Here is a 16360-nt window from a genome sequence, read left to right as displayed (position 1 = left end):
CACACTCCCCCACCCTCCCCCCCCCCCCCCCTTTCCCTATCTCCCCTGTTTTGGGTGGTGCGCTTGGTTTTTTTCCTGGCTCCACCGGCCGCCAGTGCCGTGTCGTCCCCTCAATCACGCGAGTCGACCTTCGGATCACGCGTGTCGACCCTCGGGTCACGCCAAGTCGGGGTCCGGTGGGGTCTCCTCGACCAGCCAGAGGACGCCGGCCGGGGGCAGCTGGAGGACCGCGGAAGCCGGCTGGCCGTGCCACGGCTCCTCGACGGCCTCCACCGCGCCCATGTTGCCGACGCCGGAACCGCCGTACGCCTCCGCGTCGGTGTTGACGACCTCCCGCCAACGGCCCGCCGCCGGCAGGCCCACTCGGTAGTCGTGGTGCGGGACGCCCGCGAAGTTGGCCACGCAGGCCAGCCGGGAGCCGTCGGCGCCGATGCGGAGGAAGCTCAGGACGTTGCCGCTCGAGTCGTTCGCGTCGATCCAGCGGAAGCCGTCCGGGGACGCGTCCTGGCTGTAAAGCGCCGGCGACGACCGGTACACCGAGTTCAGCGACCGGAGCAGCTCCCACACGCCGAGGTGCAGCGGCTCGTCCATCAGGTGCCAGTCGAGCGACTTCGACTCCGACCACTCCCCCGGCTGGCCGAACTCGCCGCCCATGAACAGCAGCTGCTTGCCCGGGTGCGCCCACATGAACGCCAGCAGCGAGCGCAGGCCGGCCGCCTTGTTCCAGGCGTCGCCCGGCATCCGGCCCCACAGGGATCCCTTGCCGTGCACCACTTCGTCGTGCGACAGCGGCAGCACGAAGTTCTCGCTCCACGCGTACACCAGCGAGAACGTCATCTCGTTGTGGTGGTACGCGCGGTGGATCGGCTCGTGCGAAAGGTACCGGAGCGTGTCGTGCATCCAGCCCATGTTCCACTTGAAGCCGAACCCGAGGCCGCCGAGGTGGGTCGGGCGCGTGACGCCCGGCCAGGCCGTCGACTCCTCCGCGACCATCACGATCCCGGGGTGTCGCTTGTAGACGGTCGCGTTCAGCTCCTGCAGGAACCGCACGGCATCGAGGTTCTCGCGGCCGCCGTACTGGTTCGGCAGCCACTCCCCTTCCTTGCGGGAGTAGTCGAGGTAGAGCATCGACGCGACGGCGTCCACGCGCAGGCCGTCGAGGTGGAACTCCTCGATCCAGTACAGCGCGTTGGCGACGAGGAAGTTGCGGACCTCGTTGCGGCCGAAGTCGAACACGAGCGTGCCCCAGTCGGGCTGCTCGCCGCGACGCGGGTCCGCGTGCTCGTACAGTGCGGTGCCGTCGAACTTGGCCAGCGCCCAGGCGTCGCGCGGGAAGTGCGCCGGCACCCAGTCCACGAGCACGCCGATCCCCCGCTGGTGCAGGCGGTCGACGAAGTAGCGGAAGTCGTCCGGGGAGCCGAAGCGGGACGTCGGCGCGTAGTACGACGTCACCTGGTAGCCCCACGAGCCGCCGAACGGGTGCTCCGACACCGGCAGCAGCTCCACGTGGGTGAAGCCGGTCTCGACGAGGTAGTCGCCCAGCTGGTCGGCCAGCTCCCGGTAGTCCAGGCCGGGCCGCCACGAGCCGAGGTGGACCTCGTAGACGCTCATCGGCGCCGCGATCCACTGGGTGGCCTCACGCTTCGCGACCCAGTCTTCGTCCGACCACAGGTGCGCGGAGCTGGTGACGACCGACGCCGTCGCCGGCGGCTGCTCGGTGGCGAACGCCATCGGGTCGGCCTTCTCGTGCCAGTTGCCGTCGGCGCCGAGGATCCGGAACTTGTAGCAGGTGCCCACGCCGACGCCGGGCACGAACAGCTCCCAGACGCCGGACGAGCCGAGCGAGCGCATCGAGTGCCCGCGCCCGTCCCAGCCGTTGAAGTCGCCGATCACGCGGATGCCGCGGGCGTTCGGCGCCCAGACCGCGAACGACGTGCCCTCGACGACGCCGTTCGGCGTCTCGTAGGACCGGACGTGGGCGCCGAGCGCCTCCCACAGCCGCTCGTGCCGGCCCTCGCCGATCAGGTGCAGGTCCAGCTCGCCCACCGTGGGCAGCCAGCGGTACGGGTCGTCGGCGGTGACGGTGTGCCCGTCGTACTCGATCTCCAGCCGGTAGTCGCCGGGGTGCTCGGGCACGGCGACGGCGAACAGCGCGTCGATCACCGGCTCCATCGGGTAGCGGTCCGAGCCCGCGCAGAGCGTGACGGCCTTCGCGCCGGGCAGCAGGGCCCGGGCCGCGAAGCCCTTGCCCACCGCGTGCACGCCCAGCACCGAGTGCGGGTCGTGGTGGGACCCGGCGAGCAGCCGGTCGATGTCCGCGGCCGGCGGGGCCGCGGCCGGGAGGCCTTCGGGTGCCGCGTTCACGGTGTCGTCCCTCCGTTGGTGATCCGGGCGATCGAGGCGAGCGGCACACCGAGCCAGTCCGGCCGGTTCGCGTGCTCGTAGCCCACCTCGTAGACCGCCTTGTCGAGTTCGAAGGCGCGCAGCAGCTCGCCTTGGTCGCGCGGGTCCGCCGCGATGGCGGCGTACCCCTCGCAGAACGCCGCCCGGTTGCGCTCCGACCATTCGTGGGCGCGCTCGGCCAGCGCCGGCTCGTCCGGCTGGCCGACCAGCATCTGCTGGGCCGCGTAGTCGAACGACCTCAGCATGCCCGCGACGTCGCGCAACGGCGACCGCAGCGCGTGCCGCTCCTCGACCGGGGCCGCGGGCTCGCCCTCGAAGTCGATGAGCAGCCAGCCTCCGACCGTCCGCAGCACCTGGCCGAGGTGCAGGTCGCCGTGGATGTACTGCATGGTCACCGCGTCGGCGGGCAGCGTGCGCAGCTTTTCGAACGCCGCCCGCAGCTTCGGGGCGTGCGGCGCCAGCTCCGGCACCCGGCCGGCGACCGCGTCGAGCCGGTCGAGCATCGCCTTCGTCGAGCGTTCCATCTCGTCGGCGTCGACGGGTTCGGTGCCGAGGGCCTCGGCCAGGTCCGCGTGCACCTCGGCGACGGCCCGCCCGAGCCGCTCGGCCTCGCCGGCGAAGTCGCCGCCGACCTCCCCGGCGTGCAGTTCCGGCGCCGCCATCAGGTCGCGGACGCTGGTGGTGGCCATCGCCCAGCCGTCGACCGCGTCCGAGACGAACTGCTGGAGCATGCCGACCGTGGTGGGCTCGCCGTCCAGGTCGCCGGTGATCGAGCCGAGCGGCTGCGCGATGTGCTTGCTGCCGACGCCCTGCAGCGCGCGGTGCAGCAGCAGGTCCTTGTTCTTGCCCGGCGTCAGCTTCCGGAACAGCTTGAGGATGTACTGCCCGCCGTAGACCAGGGACGTGTTGCTCTGCTCCGACGTGATCGGCCGGGCCCGCAGGCCGGTGTCCAGCGTCACCCCGGGCTCGTGCTCGAAGATCAGCGCACCGACCTGCTCCTCCCGGGCCATCAGGTCCAGCAGCACACCGGTGACGTCGAGGTCGCCGGACGCCTCGTAGGCGTTGAGGTCGCCGACGGCGCCGATCCAGCTGGTCGAGGCGATCTCCGGCGGGTGCGTCCGCCGGCCCACCAGCAGCTGGTACGGCTCGCGCCGGTCGTCTTGGGCGACCTCGATCACGACGTGCAGCAACTGCGGATCACCGGAAACCAGCTCGGTCACGCCGAGCCGCCGGACACCGGTCACCGGCCGGTCCTTGCCGGCGAACCAGCGCTGCTCCGGCAGCCAGCGCTTCAGGTCCTCGGTCAGGTCGTCGACCAGCTCGCGCGGGTCGGACAAGGGACTCACCTCGCTTCGCCTTCGTCTCCCGGGCTCGTCAGCTGGAACCAGTAGAAGCCGTGCCCCGGCAGCGTCAGCAGGTACGACAGGTCCCCGATGCTGGGGAACCGCACGCCGCCGGTGAGCTCCACCGGCGTGCACCCGCGGTGCGCGGACAGATCCAGCTCCACCGGCTGCGGGAACCGGGAGAGGTTGTTCACGCAGAGCACGACATCTTCGCCGCCGTCCGGGCGCCGCCACTGGCGCTTGTAGGCCAGCACGCTCGGGTTGGAGCCGCCGAGGTCGACGAACTCGCCCTCGGCGAACGCGTGGTGCTGCTTGCGCACCTCGATCATCCGGCGGGTCCAGTTGAGCAGCGAAGAAGCGTTGTTCGACTGCGCCTCGACGTTCAGGCCCTGGTAGCCGTACACCGGGTCCATGATCACCGGCAGGTAGATGCGGCCCGGGTCGCAGGAAGAGAACCCGGCGTTGCGGTCCGGGGTCCACTGCATGGGGGTGCGCACCGCGTCGCGGTCGCCGAGCCAGATGTTGTCTCCCATGCCGATCTCGTCACCGTAGTACAGAACGGGCGAACCGGGGAGCGACAGCAGCATGGCCGTGAACAGCTCCTGCTGGTTGCGGTCGTTGTCCAGCAGCGGCGCGAGCCTGCGGCGGATGCCGATGTTGGCCTTCATGCGCGGGTCCTTGGCGTACTCCGCGTACATGTAGTCGCGCTCTTCGTCGGTGACCATCTCGAGGGTCAGCTCGTCGTGGTTGCGCAGGAAGATGCCCCACTGCGTGCCGCTGGGGATCTCCGGGGTCTGGGTGAGGATCTCCGAGATCGGGAACCGCGACTCGCGCCGGACGGCCATGAAGATCCGCGGCATCAGCGGGAAGTGGAACGCCATGTGGCACTCGTCGCCGCCGACCTGCGGGTCACCGAAGTACTCGACGACGTCCGAGGGCCACTGGTTGGCCTCCGCCAACAGGATCCGGCCCGGGTACTCGTCGTCGACGACCTTGCGGCAGCGCTTGAGGAACTCGTGCGTGCGCGGCAAGTTCTCGCAGTTGGTGCCCTCCTGCTCGAACAGGTACGGCACGGCGTCCAGGCGGAACCCGTCGATGCCCAGGTCCAGCCAAAACCGCAGGACGTCGATCATCGCGTTCTGGACGTCGGCGTTCTCGTAGTTCAGGTCGGGCTGGTGGGAGAAGAACCGGTGCCAGTAGAACTGGCCGCGGACCGGGTCGTAGGTCCAGTTCGACGTCTCGGTGTCGACGAAGATGATCCGCGCGTCGGCGTAGCGGGAGTCGTCGTCGCTCCACACGTAGTAGTCGCCGTACGGGCCGTCGGGGTCGCTGCGGGACTGCTGGAACCACGGGTGCGCGTCCGAGGTGTGGTTGAGCACCAGGTCGGTGATCACCCGGATGCCCCGCCGGTGGGCCTCGTTGAGCAGGAAGACGAAGTCCTCGACGCTCCCGAACTCCGGCAGCACCGCGCGGAAGTCGCTGATGTCGTACCCGCCGTCGCGCAGCGGCGAGGCGTAGAACGGCGGCAGCCACAGGCAGTCGATGCCCAGCCAGGCCAGGTAGTCGAGCCGGCCGGCCAGGCCGCGCAGGTCGCCGGTGCCGTCGCCGTTGGAGTCGGCGAACGCGCGCACCAGCACTTCGTAGAACACCGCGCCCTTGAACCACTCCGGGTTGCTCGGCGCCTGCTGCGCCGACCGGAAGTCCCCGGCCTGCGGTTCGACCAGCATGCCGTCGGCGGTCATCGCCTCACCGGTGTGCGGCACACCTTCCAGCCCCAATGCCGCGTCGGGCCGGGCTTCTTCCGCCATGTGTTCCACCTCGTCCCTCGAGTCCCTGTCCTTCCACCTCAGCCGGCCAGCCGGCGTCTCACCGAGACCACGTGCGCGACCGCTCGCCAGGGCTCGAGCCGGACGTAGTTCGCCGGGCCCCAGTCCCAGGTGTCGCCGGTGACCTCGTCGTGGGCGATGAGCCGTTCGTGCGCTTCGAAGCCGAGCGCACCGGTGTCGAGCCAGAGCGTGCCCTCCTGGGGCCCGTACGGGTCGAGAGTGACGACCGTGACCACGGTGTCGCCGGTGGCCGGGTCCTGTTTGGAGTAGGCCAGCAGCGCGTCGTTGTCGATGTGGTGGAAGTGCAGGGTGCGCATCTGCTGCAGCGCCGGGTGCGCGCGCCGGACGGCGTTCAGCTTCGCCAGCCACGGCTCCAGCGAACGCCCTTCTTCGAGCGCGCGCTCGAAGTCGCGCGGGCGAAGCTGGTACTTCTCGGAGTCGAGGTACTCCTCGCTGCCTTCGCGGACCGGGACGTGCTCGAACAGCTCGTAGCCGGAGTAGACGCCCCACGTCGGCGAGATCGTCGCCGCCAGCGCCGCCCGCAGCGCGAACATGCCCGGGCCGCCGCGCTGCAGCGACTCGTGGAGGATGTCCGGGGTGTTGACGAACAGGTTCGGCCGACCCTCGTGCCAGTGTTCCCGCAGGTCGATCGCGAAGTCGATCAGCTCCTGCTTGCCGGTGCGCCAGGTGAAGTAGGTGTAGCTCTGGGTGAAGCCGAGCCGGGCCAGGCCCCACAGGCGCGCCGGGCGGGTGAACGCCTCGGCCAGGAACAGCACGTCCGGGTGGGCGTCCTTGACCGACTGGATCAGCCACGCCCAGAAGTCCGGCGGCTTGGTGTGCGGGTTGTCGACCCGGAAGATCTTGACCCCGTGGTCGATCCAGACGGTGATGACCCGCAGCATCTCTTCGTAGACGGCCTTGGGGTCGTTGTCGAAGTTGATCGGGTAGATGTCCTGGTACTTCTTCGGCGGGTTCTCCGCGTACGCGATCGAGCCGTCCGGGCGGGTCGTGAAGAACTCGGGGTTCTTGAGCACCCACGGGTGATCGGGCGCGGCCTGCAGCGCGAAGTCGAGCGCCACCTCCATGCCGAGTTCTCCCGCACGCGCGACGAAGGCGTCGAAGTCGTCGAAAGTGCCGAGGTCGGGGTGGATGGCGTCGTGGCCGCCCTCGTCGGCGCCGATCGCCCACGGCGAGCCGACGTCCTCCGGCTTGGCGTCGAGCGTGTTGTTCGGCCCCTTGCGGTTCACTCGCCCGATCGGGTGAATCGGCGGGAGGTAGACGACGTCGAAGCCCATCTTCGCGACGCGGTCGAGCGCGTTCGCGGCGGTGGTGAAGGTGCCGTGCACCGGCTTGCCCTCGGCGTCGAGACCGCCGGTGCTGCGGGGGAACAGCTCGTACCAGGAGCCGTACGCGGCGCGGCGGCGATCCACCCACACCTTGTGCGGCTTGCCCTTGGTGATCAGCTCCCGCACCGGGAACTCGTGCATCACCTGGCGGACCTCGGGCGAGAGCGCGGGCCCGACACGCTCGGCGAGGCTGAGCTCTTCGTCGCGCAGGGCCTTCACCGCGCCGGTCAGCAGCGCCTTCTCCCCCCGGCGGTCCGGGCGGCGGGAGACGCGCTCGATCAGCCGGGCACCGTTCTCGATGTCGTTCGCGAGGTCTTCGGGGCCCTGCCCGGCGGCGACCTTCACTTCGACGGCGTGTTCCCACGTCGCCCAGGGATCGCCCCACGCGTCGATGCGGAACGTCCACAGGCCGGTGGTGTCGGGGACGATCACCGCGGCGAACTCGTCCGGGTGGTCGGGGCCGCGCGGCACCATCCGCGTCTGGCGCGTCAGCCGGTCTTCCGGGCCGCGCCACGCGACGGTGGCCGCGACGGCGTCGTGGCCTTCGCGCCAAACGGTCGCGAAGACCGGGATGTGTTCCCCCACAACGGCTTTGGCCGGATACCGGCCGCAGCTCACGCTGGGGGAGACGTCGTCGATGCCGAGCCGGCCGGTCATGGGCAACGCCCCTCGATATGTCGGTTGGACGCAGACGGCGACAGTCTGCCTGACTCGATCAAGCGCCCACGAGGCAGGGTTCTCTATCCCTGTACCCAAACTGGATCAGGTGAAACGCTTTCGGCGCAACGAGTTCCGGCCAGGTGTCCGGCAGGTTACGCCCGGCCGCCGGCCCGGCCCCCGGTCCCGCCCGGCCGACACACCAACCCGAACGGCCGAAACCCGTACCCCAACGGACGACTCGACCGTGTCCCCAGGGTCGACACGCGTGATCGCGGAGTCGACACGCGTGATTGGGAAGTCAACTCGCGTGATTGGAGGGTCGACACGAGCACGGCCGCCGTGTCGACCCTTCGATCACGCGTGTCGACCCTCTGGTCACGCGTGTCGACCCTCTGGTCACGCGTGTCGGCCGGTTCGGGTGGGTCAGTAGGGTTCGGGGTGGGGTTCCGCCGCCAGGCGGGGGGCGCGGAGCAGGAGCAGGGACCGGGACTGGAGGGTCACCCGGCCCTTCGCCTCCAGGGTGCCCGGGTTGGCCGGGCTGCCGTCGGCGGTGCTCGTGTCCAGGGTCGGCTTGAACGTCTCGCCGTACTCGCGGCCCGGCAGGATCACCTCGGCCGGGGCGTCGCCGGCGTGCAGCCAGAGCAGCCACGAGTGGTCGGGCACCAGCTCGCCCTCGCGGTTGCGGGCCTGGCTGTTCGACCCGTCGATCCACATGCCCAGCGTGTGCCGGTCCTCGAACCAGTCGCTCTCGCCGAACTCCTCGCCGTCCGGGCGGAACCAGACCAGGTCGGGCTTGCCGGTCGGGGTGGTCCGGCCTTCGAAGAACTCCGGCTGCCGCAGCGCCGGGCTGTTCGCGCGCAGCCGCACCACCCGGCGGGCGAAGGCCAGCATGGCCTCGGCCTCGGGGTCGTCGGGTGTCCAGTCCAGCCAGGACGTCTCGTCGTCGAGGCAGTAGGCGTTGTTGTTGCCGCCCTGGGTCCGCCAGAACTCGTCGCCCGCGGTGAGCATCGGGGTGCCGGTGGACAGCAGCAGCGTGGCGAACAGGTTCCGGGCCTGCCGGGCGCGCAGCGCGCGGATCGCCAGGTCGGACGTCTCCCCCTCGGCGCCGTGGTTCCAGGAGCGGTTGTCGTTGGTGCCGTCGCGGTTGTCCTCGCCGTTGCCCTCGTTGTGCTTTTCGTTGTAGGACACCAGGTCCCGCAGCGTGAAGCCGTCGTGGGCGGTGACGAAGTTGATCGACTGCCACGGACGGCGCAGGTTGTGGTCGTACAGGTCCGACGAGCCGGACAGCCGGTAGGCGAGGTCGCGGACGCCGGTCGCGCCGCGCCAGAAGTCGCGGATCGTGTCGCGGTAGCGGCCGTTCCACTCGGCCCACTGGGCGCCGAAGCCGCCGACGCGGTAGCCCTCGCCGGTGGCGTCCCACGGCTCGGCGATCAGCTTGCAGCGCGAGAGCACCGGGTCGGTGGTGATCGCGGTGAGCAGTGTCGACGCCGGGTCGAACGCGCCCCCGCGCGGCCGCCCCAGCGTGCTGGCGAGGTCGAACCGGAAGCCGTCGACGCCCATCTCCTGCGTCCAGTACCGCAGCGAGTCGGTCACCAGCCGGACCACGGTCGGCGAGCCGGCCTCCAGGGTGTTGCCGCAGCCGGTGATGTCGGCCATGTGCCCGCGCTCGGTGTGCAGGTAGTACACCGGCGCGTTCAGCCCGCGGAAGCTCAGCGTCGGCCCGTCCGGCCCGCCCTCGCAGGTGTGGTTGAACACGACGTCGAGGATCACCTCGATGCCCGCCGCGTGCAGGGCGGCCACCATCAGCCGGAACTCCTCGACCTCGTGGCCCGGCTCGCTCGCGTAGGCGGCGTGCGGGGCGAAGAAGCCGAGCGGCGAGTAGCCCCAGTAGTTGTGCCGCCCGGCCCGCATCAGCGACGGTTCGTCGAGGAACGCGTGCACCGGCAGCAGTTCGACCGAGGTGACGCCGAGCCGGGTCAGGTACTCGATCGCCACCGGGTGGGCCAGCCCGAGGTAGGTGCCGCGCAGCGCCGCCGGGATGAACGGGTGCTGCTGCGTGAAGCCCTTGACGTGCAGCTCGTAGACCACCGCCTCCTCGAACGGCACCTCCGGCTTGATCCCGGTGTCCGGGCCGCCCGGCGAGGTGACGACCGACAGCGGCACGCTGCCCAGGGAGTCCACAGTGGACATCGGCCCGCGCTCCGGGTCGCCGGTGAAGCCCTGGGCCGCGGCCAGGTCGGTGAGCCCGCCGGTGATCTGCCGGGCGTAGGGGTCGACGAGCAGCTTGTGCGGGTTGCACCGCAGGCCGCGGCCCGGGTCGTACGGGCCGTGGATCCGGTAGCCGTACCGCTGCCCCGGCGTCACGCCGGGCACCAGGCCGTGCCAGACGCCGAAGGTGCGCTCGGTGAGCGCGATCCGGCGTTCCGACCCGTCGGCGTCGATCAGGCACAGCTCGACGGCGTCCGCGACGGCGGACGTGATCGCGAACCGCACCCCGCCGGCCTCGGGGTGGGCTCCGAGCGGGAAGGGGCGGCCGGCGAGGACGTGGTCGGCGGAGGGTCGTGTGGCCATGCCTGAATCGTCCCAGACAAGCGGCGGTCCGTGCGCGCTCTGCCAGAGGAGTTACCGGGAGGCAACCGCCGTCAGGGTGTCGTTTCGGCGATGACGAAGGTGTCCGGGGGCAGGTGGGCGGCCCCACCGTCCACCGTGGCCTCGCCCCACGTGAGCAGCGACACGGTCGCCCCGAGCGGCAGCGTCACCGGGCCGGCGCCGAAGTTGACGGCCAGCCGCAGCCCGCCGCGGTGCAGCACGAGCCAGGACCCGTCCGGCGCGGAGTCGACGCGCGAGTCCGCGACCCACGGGTCGGCCAGCTCCGGCCGTTCGCGGCGCAACCGGATCAACGCGCGGTAGAGCTCCAGCACCTCCCGGTGACCGGGACGCTCCGGCTCGCTCCAGTCGAGCCGCGAGCGTGCGGCCGTGGCCGGGTCCATCGGGTCGGGCACGTCGGATTCGCCCCAGCCGTGCCGGGAGAACTCGCGACGGCGGCCCGTGCGGACCGCCTCGGCCAGCTCCGGGTCCGGGAAGGAGGCGAAGAACTGCCACGGCGTGCTCGCCGCCCACTCCTCCCCCATGAACACCATCGGCGTGTACGGCGAGCAGAACAGGACCGCGGCACCGCAGGCCAGCCGGTCGGCCGAGACCGTCGCGGACAGCCGGTCGCCGGTCGCGCGGTTGCCGATCTGGTCGTGGTTCTGCAGGTAGGCGAGGAAGCGGTGACCGGGGACGGTCCGCGTGTCGACCGGGCGGCCGTGGGTCCGCTCCCGGAACGACGACCACGTGCCGGCGTGGAAGAACACCTCGCGCAGCACCCGCTCGACCGCGTCCGGCGCGGCGAAGTCCGTGTAGTACCCGGTCGTCTCGCCGGTCAGCTTGACGCGCAGGGCGTGGTGGAAGTCGTCCGACCACTGGGCGTGCAGGCCGTAGCCTCCGCGCTCGCGGGGCGTGACGAGCCGCGGGTCGTTGAGGTCGGACTCGGCGATCAGCGTCAGCGGCCGGTTCAGCGCCGCCGACAGCGCGTCGGTCTCGGTGGCGAGCTGTTCGAGCAGGTGGACGGCCCGCCGGTCGAGCAGCGCGTGCACGGCGTCCAGGCGCAGCGCGTCGATGTGGAAGTCACGCAGCCAGCTCAGCGCGTTGTCGATCACGTACCGGCGGACCTCGTCCGAGCCGGCGCCGTCGAGGTTGAGGCCGGGTCCCCAGTCGTTCTGGCCGGCGAAGTACGGCCCGAACTTGTCCAGGTAGGCGCCGGACGGCCCGAGGTGGTTGTAGACGACGTCGAGCACGACGGCCAGGCCGCGCGCGTGGGCCGCGTCGACGAACCGCTTGAGCCCGTCCGGGCCGCCGTAGGGCTCGTGGACCGCGCCCCAGAGGACGCCGTCGTAGCCCCAGCCCGCGGTGCCGTCGAAGGCGTTGACCGGCAGCAGCTCGACGTGCGTGATCCCGAGGTCGACGAGGTGGTCGAGCCGGTCGATGGCGGCGTCGAAGGTGCCGCCTTCGGTGAACGTGCCGATGTGGAGTTCGTAGAGCACGGCGCCGGGCAGCTGCCGCCCGGTCCAGGCGTCGTCGGTCCAGGCGAACTCGCCGTGGTCGTAGACGCGCGACTCCGCGTGGACGCCGTGCGGCTGCCACTGCGAGCGCGGGTCCGGCAGCGGCTTCTCGTCGTCGTCGAGCAGGAAGGCGTAGTTGACGCCGTCGGCGTCGGCGTGCCACCAGCCGCCGTCACCCGCGGTCATCTCGTGCACGCCGGCGTCGACGCTCACCCGGACCCGGCGGGCCGAAGGGGCCCACACGCTGAACCTCATACGTCTCCTCGCACCAGCAACGCCACGGGGTACCGCTCGAACAGCCCGGCCAGGTCGCCGGTCACCTCCCGGCCGGTCAGGACGTCGGTCCAGACACCGGCCGGCAGCGGGAGGACCGTGTCGCGCCAGCCGCCGCCGGCTTCGAGGCCGACGGGCAGCCGGGTCACCGCCACGGCGAGGTCCGCGCTGCGCGTGTAGGCCAGGCAGTGGGCCGCGGCCGGGCCCTCGGCGCGCAGCGGCCGGTAGCCGCGGAACAGCGCCGGGTGCTCCTGGCGAAGCTTCAGTGCCTTGTGCACGACCAGCAGCTTCGCCGCGCCCGACGCGTCGACCTCCGGGAGTTCGCCGTCGGTGACCCGCGCGAGGATTTCGCGGCGGGCCGCGTAGTCGACCGGACGGCGGTTGTCCGGGTCGACCAGGGAGAAGTCCCACAGCTCCGTGCCCTGGTAGACGTCCGGGATGCCGGGCGCGGTCAGCTGGACGAGCTTCTGGCCGAGCGAGTTCACGTACCCCGGCCCTTCGATGCGCCGGACGAACCCCTCGACGTCCCCGGCCAGCTCGGCGTCGTTCACGACGTCCTCGGGCCAGGCGGCGACGTCGGCCTCGAACGCCTCGTCGTGGTCGGTCCAGCTGGTCCGGAGCTTGGCCTCCTTGGCCGCCTTGTCCAGGTAGTCCCGCAGCCGGGCGGGCTCGATCGGCCAGGTCGACACGAGCGTCTGCCAGGCCAGCAGGTTCAGCGACGGCTCGTCGATGCCCCGCCGGGCGGTCCACCGCCGGACGGCCCGGGCGAACTCGCCGGGCACTTCGGCCAGCACCGCCATCCGGGCCCGGGTGTCCTCGGAGCGCTTGGTGTCGTGCGTGGTGAGCGTAGTCATCGCCGCCGGGTAACCGGCCTCGCGTTCCGCGGCCAGCCGGTGGAATTCGTCGACGCCGAGGCCGAACCGGTCCGGGTTGCCGCCGACCTCGTTGAGCGCGGCGAAGCGCGTGTAGCGGTAGAACGTCGTGTCCTCGGTGCCCTTGGCCACGACCATGCCGGAGGTCTGCTGGAGCCGGGTGGCCAGCTCGCTGCCGGGGTTCTTGCGCATGACGGCGTCGAGCATCGCCAGCGGCTCGGCGAGGTCCGGCCGGGCGCGGCGGGCGCCGTCGATCGCTGCGGCCCAGTGGTCCGCGCCTTCGGGCAGGTAGGAGCGGTAGACGGGGAAGGCGATCATGGTCTCGGCCACGGCCTGCCGCGCCAGTTCCGGGTCGGTGTACCGCAGCTGCGCGGCGATCCGCCGGACCTCGGCGACCAGGATGCGGTCGGTGACCAGGCGCCGGGCCTCGGCCTCGACGCGGTGGTAGCCGGTCTTCACGCCGAGCTCGTTCGCCAGAGCGGTGAAGTCGGGCTCGCCCGCGGGGTCGATGAAGACGCCGGCGATTTCGCGCAGGGCGTCGTAGCCGGTGGTGCCGTCGACCGGCCAGCTCTGCGGCAGCGGCTCGCCGGGATGCAGGATCTTCTCGGCCACGATCCAGGCGTCCGGCGCGTTCTCGCGCAGCCGCCGGAAGTAGCCGCCCGGGTCGGCGAGACCGTCGGGGTGGTCGACGCGCAGGCCGGTGACGTCGCCGTCGGCGACCCAGCGCAGCACCTCGCCGTGCGTCGCGGCGAACACCTTCGGGTCTTCGACACGGACCGCGGCCAGGGTCGTGATGTCGAAGAAGCGGCGGTAGTTCAGCTCGGCGTTGCCGCGGCGCCAGCCGATCAGGCGGTAGTGCTGGCGCTCGTGGACCTCCTGCGGCGTCCCGCCGTCCGTGCCGGGCGCGATCGGGAACCGGTGGTCGTAGTAGACGAGCTCGTCGCCTTCGACGGTCAGTTCGGCGACGGCGTCGTCGTCGCCGAGGACCGGCAGCACGAGCGGGCCGCGGTCCCAGTCGATGTCGAAGAAGGACGCGTACTCCGAGTCGCGGCCGTGCTTCAGCACGTCCCACCACCAGCGGTTCGCCTTCGGCACCTCGACCGACATGTGGTTCGGCACGATGTCGACCACCAGGCCCAGCCCGAGCTCCTTCAGCAGCGCGGAGAGCTCCTGGCGAGCCCCTTCGCCGCCGAGCGCGGGCCGGGCGCGGGTCGGGTCGACGACGTCGTAGCCGTGCGTCGAGCCCGGCGCCGCGTCCAGCACCGGCGACGCGTACAGCGCGCCGATGCCCAGGTCGCGCAGGTAGCCGGCGATGCCGGCCGCGTCGGCGAAGGTGAACTCCGGGCGCAGCTGCACCCGGTAGGTCGACTCCGGCACCGTCATGCGGATTCCGTCTCCGTCCGTTGCAGCACGATCAGTGACCGGGCGGGCAGGGTGAGCCGGCCGCCGCCGTCGATCGGCTTCGCGTCGGCGGGTTCCACCTCGCCGGTCGCGGTGTCGACCACGACGGTCCAGCTCTCCCCGTAGCCGTTGCCCGGGAGCGTGGCGTCGATGTCCTCGTAGTGGGCGTTGAAAGCGAGCAGGAACGAGTCGTCCTCGACCGGCATCCCGCGCTGGTCGAGGTCGGGGATCGCCTTGCCGTTGAGGAAGACGACGACGGCCTTGCCGAAGCCGTCGTCCCAGTTCTGCTCGGTCATCTCCTCGCCGGCCGGGGTGAACCAGGCGATGTCGCCGAGCTTCTCGCCCTTGCCGACCGGACCGCCCTGGAAGAAGCGGCGGCGGCGGAACACCGGGTGCCGCTGCCGGAACGCGCTGAGCCCGCCGGTGAACTTGACCAGGTCGGCGTTCTCCTTGGCCAGTTCCCAGTCCATCCAGGACAGTTCGGAGTCCTGGCAGTAGACGTTGTTGTTGCCCTGCTGGGTGCGGCCGAACTCGTCACCGTGCAGGATCATCGGCACGCCCTGGGACAGCAGCAGCGTGGCGAGCATGTTGCGCTGCTGCCGGACGCGCAGGGCGAGGACCTCGGGATCGTCGGTCTCGCCTTCGACCCCGCAGTTCCACGACCGGTTGTCGTCGGCGCCGTCGCGGCCGTCCTCGCCGTTGGCCTCGTTGTGCTTTTCGTTGTAGGACACCAGGTCCCGCAGCGTGAAGCCGTCGTGCGCGGTGACGAAGTTGATCGACGCGAACGGGCGTCGGCCGTCGTCCTGGTAGAGGTCCGACGAGCCGGTGATCCGGGAGGCGAACTCGCCCAGCGTGGAGGGCTCGCCGCGCCAGAAGTCGCGGACGGTGTCGCGGAACTGCCCGTTCCACTCCGTCCACAACGGCGGGAAGTTGCCGACCTGGTAGCCACCGGGGCCGACGTCCCACGGCTCGGCGATCAGCTTCACCTGGCTCACGATCGGGTCCTGCTGCACCAGGTCGAAGAACGTCGACAGCCGGTCGACGTCGTAGAACTCGCGGGCCAGCGCCGAGGCGAGGTCGAAGCGGAAGCCGTCGACGTGCATCTCGGTGACCCAGTAGCGCAGCGAGTCCATGATCAGCTGGAGGGTGTGCGGGTTGCGGACGTTGAGGGAGTTCCCGGTGCCGGTGTAGTCCATGTAGTACTCGGGCTCCCCCTCCACCAGCCGGTAGTAGGCCTCGTTGTCGATGCCCCGCATCGACAGCGTCGGCCCGAGGTGGTTTCCCTCGGCCGTGTGGTTGTAAACCACGTCGAGGATCACTTCGATCCCGGCTTCGTGGAAGGCCTTGACCATGCCCTTGAACTCCTGGACCTGGCCGCCCTCGCCGGGCATCGCCGAGTAGGAGTCGTGGGGCGCGAAGTACCCGATCGTGTTGTAGCCCCAGTAGTTCGTGAGGCCCTTTTCGGCGAGGCCGTGGTCGGTGACGAACTGGTGCACCGGCAGCAGTTCCACCGCGGTCACGCCGAGTTTCTGCAGGTGTTCGACGACGGCGGGGTGCGCGAGACCGGCGTACGTGCCCCGCAGCGCCTCGGGCACGAACGGGTGGTGCACGGTCATGCCCTTGACGTGGGCCTCGTAGATGACCGTCTCGTTGTACGGCCGCTTCGGCTGGCGGTCGTTGCCCCAGTCGAAGAACGGGTTCGCCACCAGCGAATACGGCACGCGGCCGGCGCTGTCGTCGTCGTTGCGCTCGTCCGGGTTGTCGAACTGGTAGCCGAACAGCGACTCGTCCCACTTCACGCCGTGCGAGACGGCCTTCGCGTACGGGTCGATGAGCAGCTTGTTCGGGTTGCAGCGCAGGCCGCGCTTCGGGTCGTACGGGCCGTGCACGCGGAACCCGTAGCGCTGGCCGGGGCCGACGTTGAGCAGGTAGCCGTGGTGGACGAAGCCGTCCACCTCTTCGAGCGCGTGCCGCGTTTCGTTGCCCTCGGCGTCGAACAGGCACAGTTCGACGCGCTCGGCCACCTCGGAGAACAGGGCGAAGTTCGTCCCGACTCCGTCGTAGGTGGCGCCGAGCGGGTAGGGCGTTCCGGGCCAGGGCCGCACTGGGTTCTCCTTGAGCTTGGGTCGTGCC

Annotated in this window: 8 protein-coding genes; all 8 read right to left on the bottom strand. The window is 70.9% G+C overall.

Annotation, left to right across the window (positions count from 1 at the left end; translation table 11 throughout):
- Nucleotides 1-156: 156 nt before the first annotated feature.
- Nucleotides 157-2364, bottom strand: a complete 2208-nt coding sequence (gene glgB, locus AB0M93_RS45225) for a 1,4-alpha-glucan branching protein GlgB (RefSeq protein WP_364286455.1) — start codon at nucleotides 2362-2364, stop codon at nucleotides 157-159.
- On the bottom strand, nucleotides 2361-3740 hold the full coding sequence (locus tag AB0M93_RS45220; protein WP_364286452.1) for an aminoglycoside phosphotransferase: 1380 nt from the start codon (nucleotides 3738-3740) through the stop codon (nucleotides 2361-2363). The genes glgB and AB0M93_RS45220 overlap by 4 nt, the downstream gene beginning before the upstream one ends.
- Nucleotides 3741-3745: 5 nt before the next feature.
- Nucleotides 3746-5554 (bottom strand): maltose alpha-D-glucosyltransferase, encoded by a 1809-nt coding sequence (gene treS / locus AB0M93_RS45215; RefSeq protein WP_364286449.1) that lies wholly within the window; start codon nucleotides 5552-5554, stop codon nucleotides 3746-3748.
- A gap of 38 nt (nucleotides 5555-5592) precedes the next feature.
- Nucleotides 5593-7575, bottom strand: coding sequence for a maltotransferase domain-containing protein (locus AB0M93_RS45210; protein WP_364286446.1), 1983 nt, complete (start codon nucleotides 7573-7575; stop codon nucleotides 5593-5595).
- A 426-nt stretch (nucleotides 7576-8001) separates the two neighbouring features.
- Complete coding sequence (gene glgX, locus AB0M93_RS45205; RefSeq protein ID WP_364286443.1) at nucleotides 8002-10149, bottom strand: glycogen debranching protein GlgX; 2148 nt, start codon at nucleotides 10147-10149, stop codon at nucleotides 8002-8004.
- A gap of 71 nt (nucleotides 10150-10220) precedes the next feature.
- Nucleotides 10221-11936: a malto-oligosyltrehalose trehalohydrolase gene (gene treZ / locus AB0M93_RS45200; protein ID WP_364286440.1), complete on the bottom strand. Its 1716-nt coding sequence runs from the start codon at nucleotides 11934-11936 to the stop codon at nucleotides 10221-10223.
- A complete protein-coding gene (treY, locus tag AB0M93_RS45195; RefSeq protein WP_364286437.1) occupies nucleotides 11933-14209 on the bottom strand; it encodes a malto-oligosyltrehalose synthase in 2277 nt (758 codons plus the stop codon). Before treY ends, treZ begins: the two co-directional genes overlap by 4 nt.
- Complete coding sequence (gene glgX / locus AB0M93_RS45190; protein ID WP_364286434.1) at nucleotides 14206-16332, bottom strand: glycogen debranching protein GlgX; 2127 nt, start codon at nucleotides 16330-16332, stop codon at nucleotides 14206-14208. Before glgX (AB0M93_RS45190) ends, treY begins: the two co-directional genes overlap by 4 nt.
- Nucleotides 16333-16360: the final 28 nt, after the last annotated feature.

The sequence above is a fragment of the Amycolatopsis sp. NPDC051102 genome, assembly GCF_040682815.1.
In the GTDB taxonomy this organism is placed as follows: domain Bacteria; phylum Actinomycetota; class Actinomycetes; order Mycobacteriales; family Pseudonocardiaceae; genus Amycolatopsis.
Note: the sequence above shows the minus strand (reverse complement) of the source record. Positions and strands in the feature narration are given on the sequence as shown.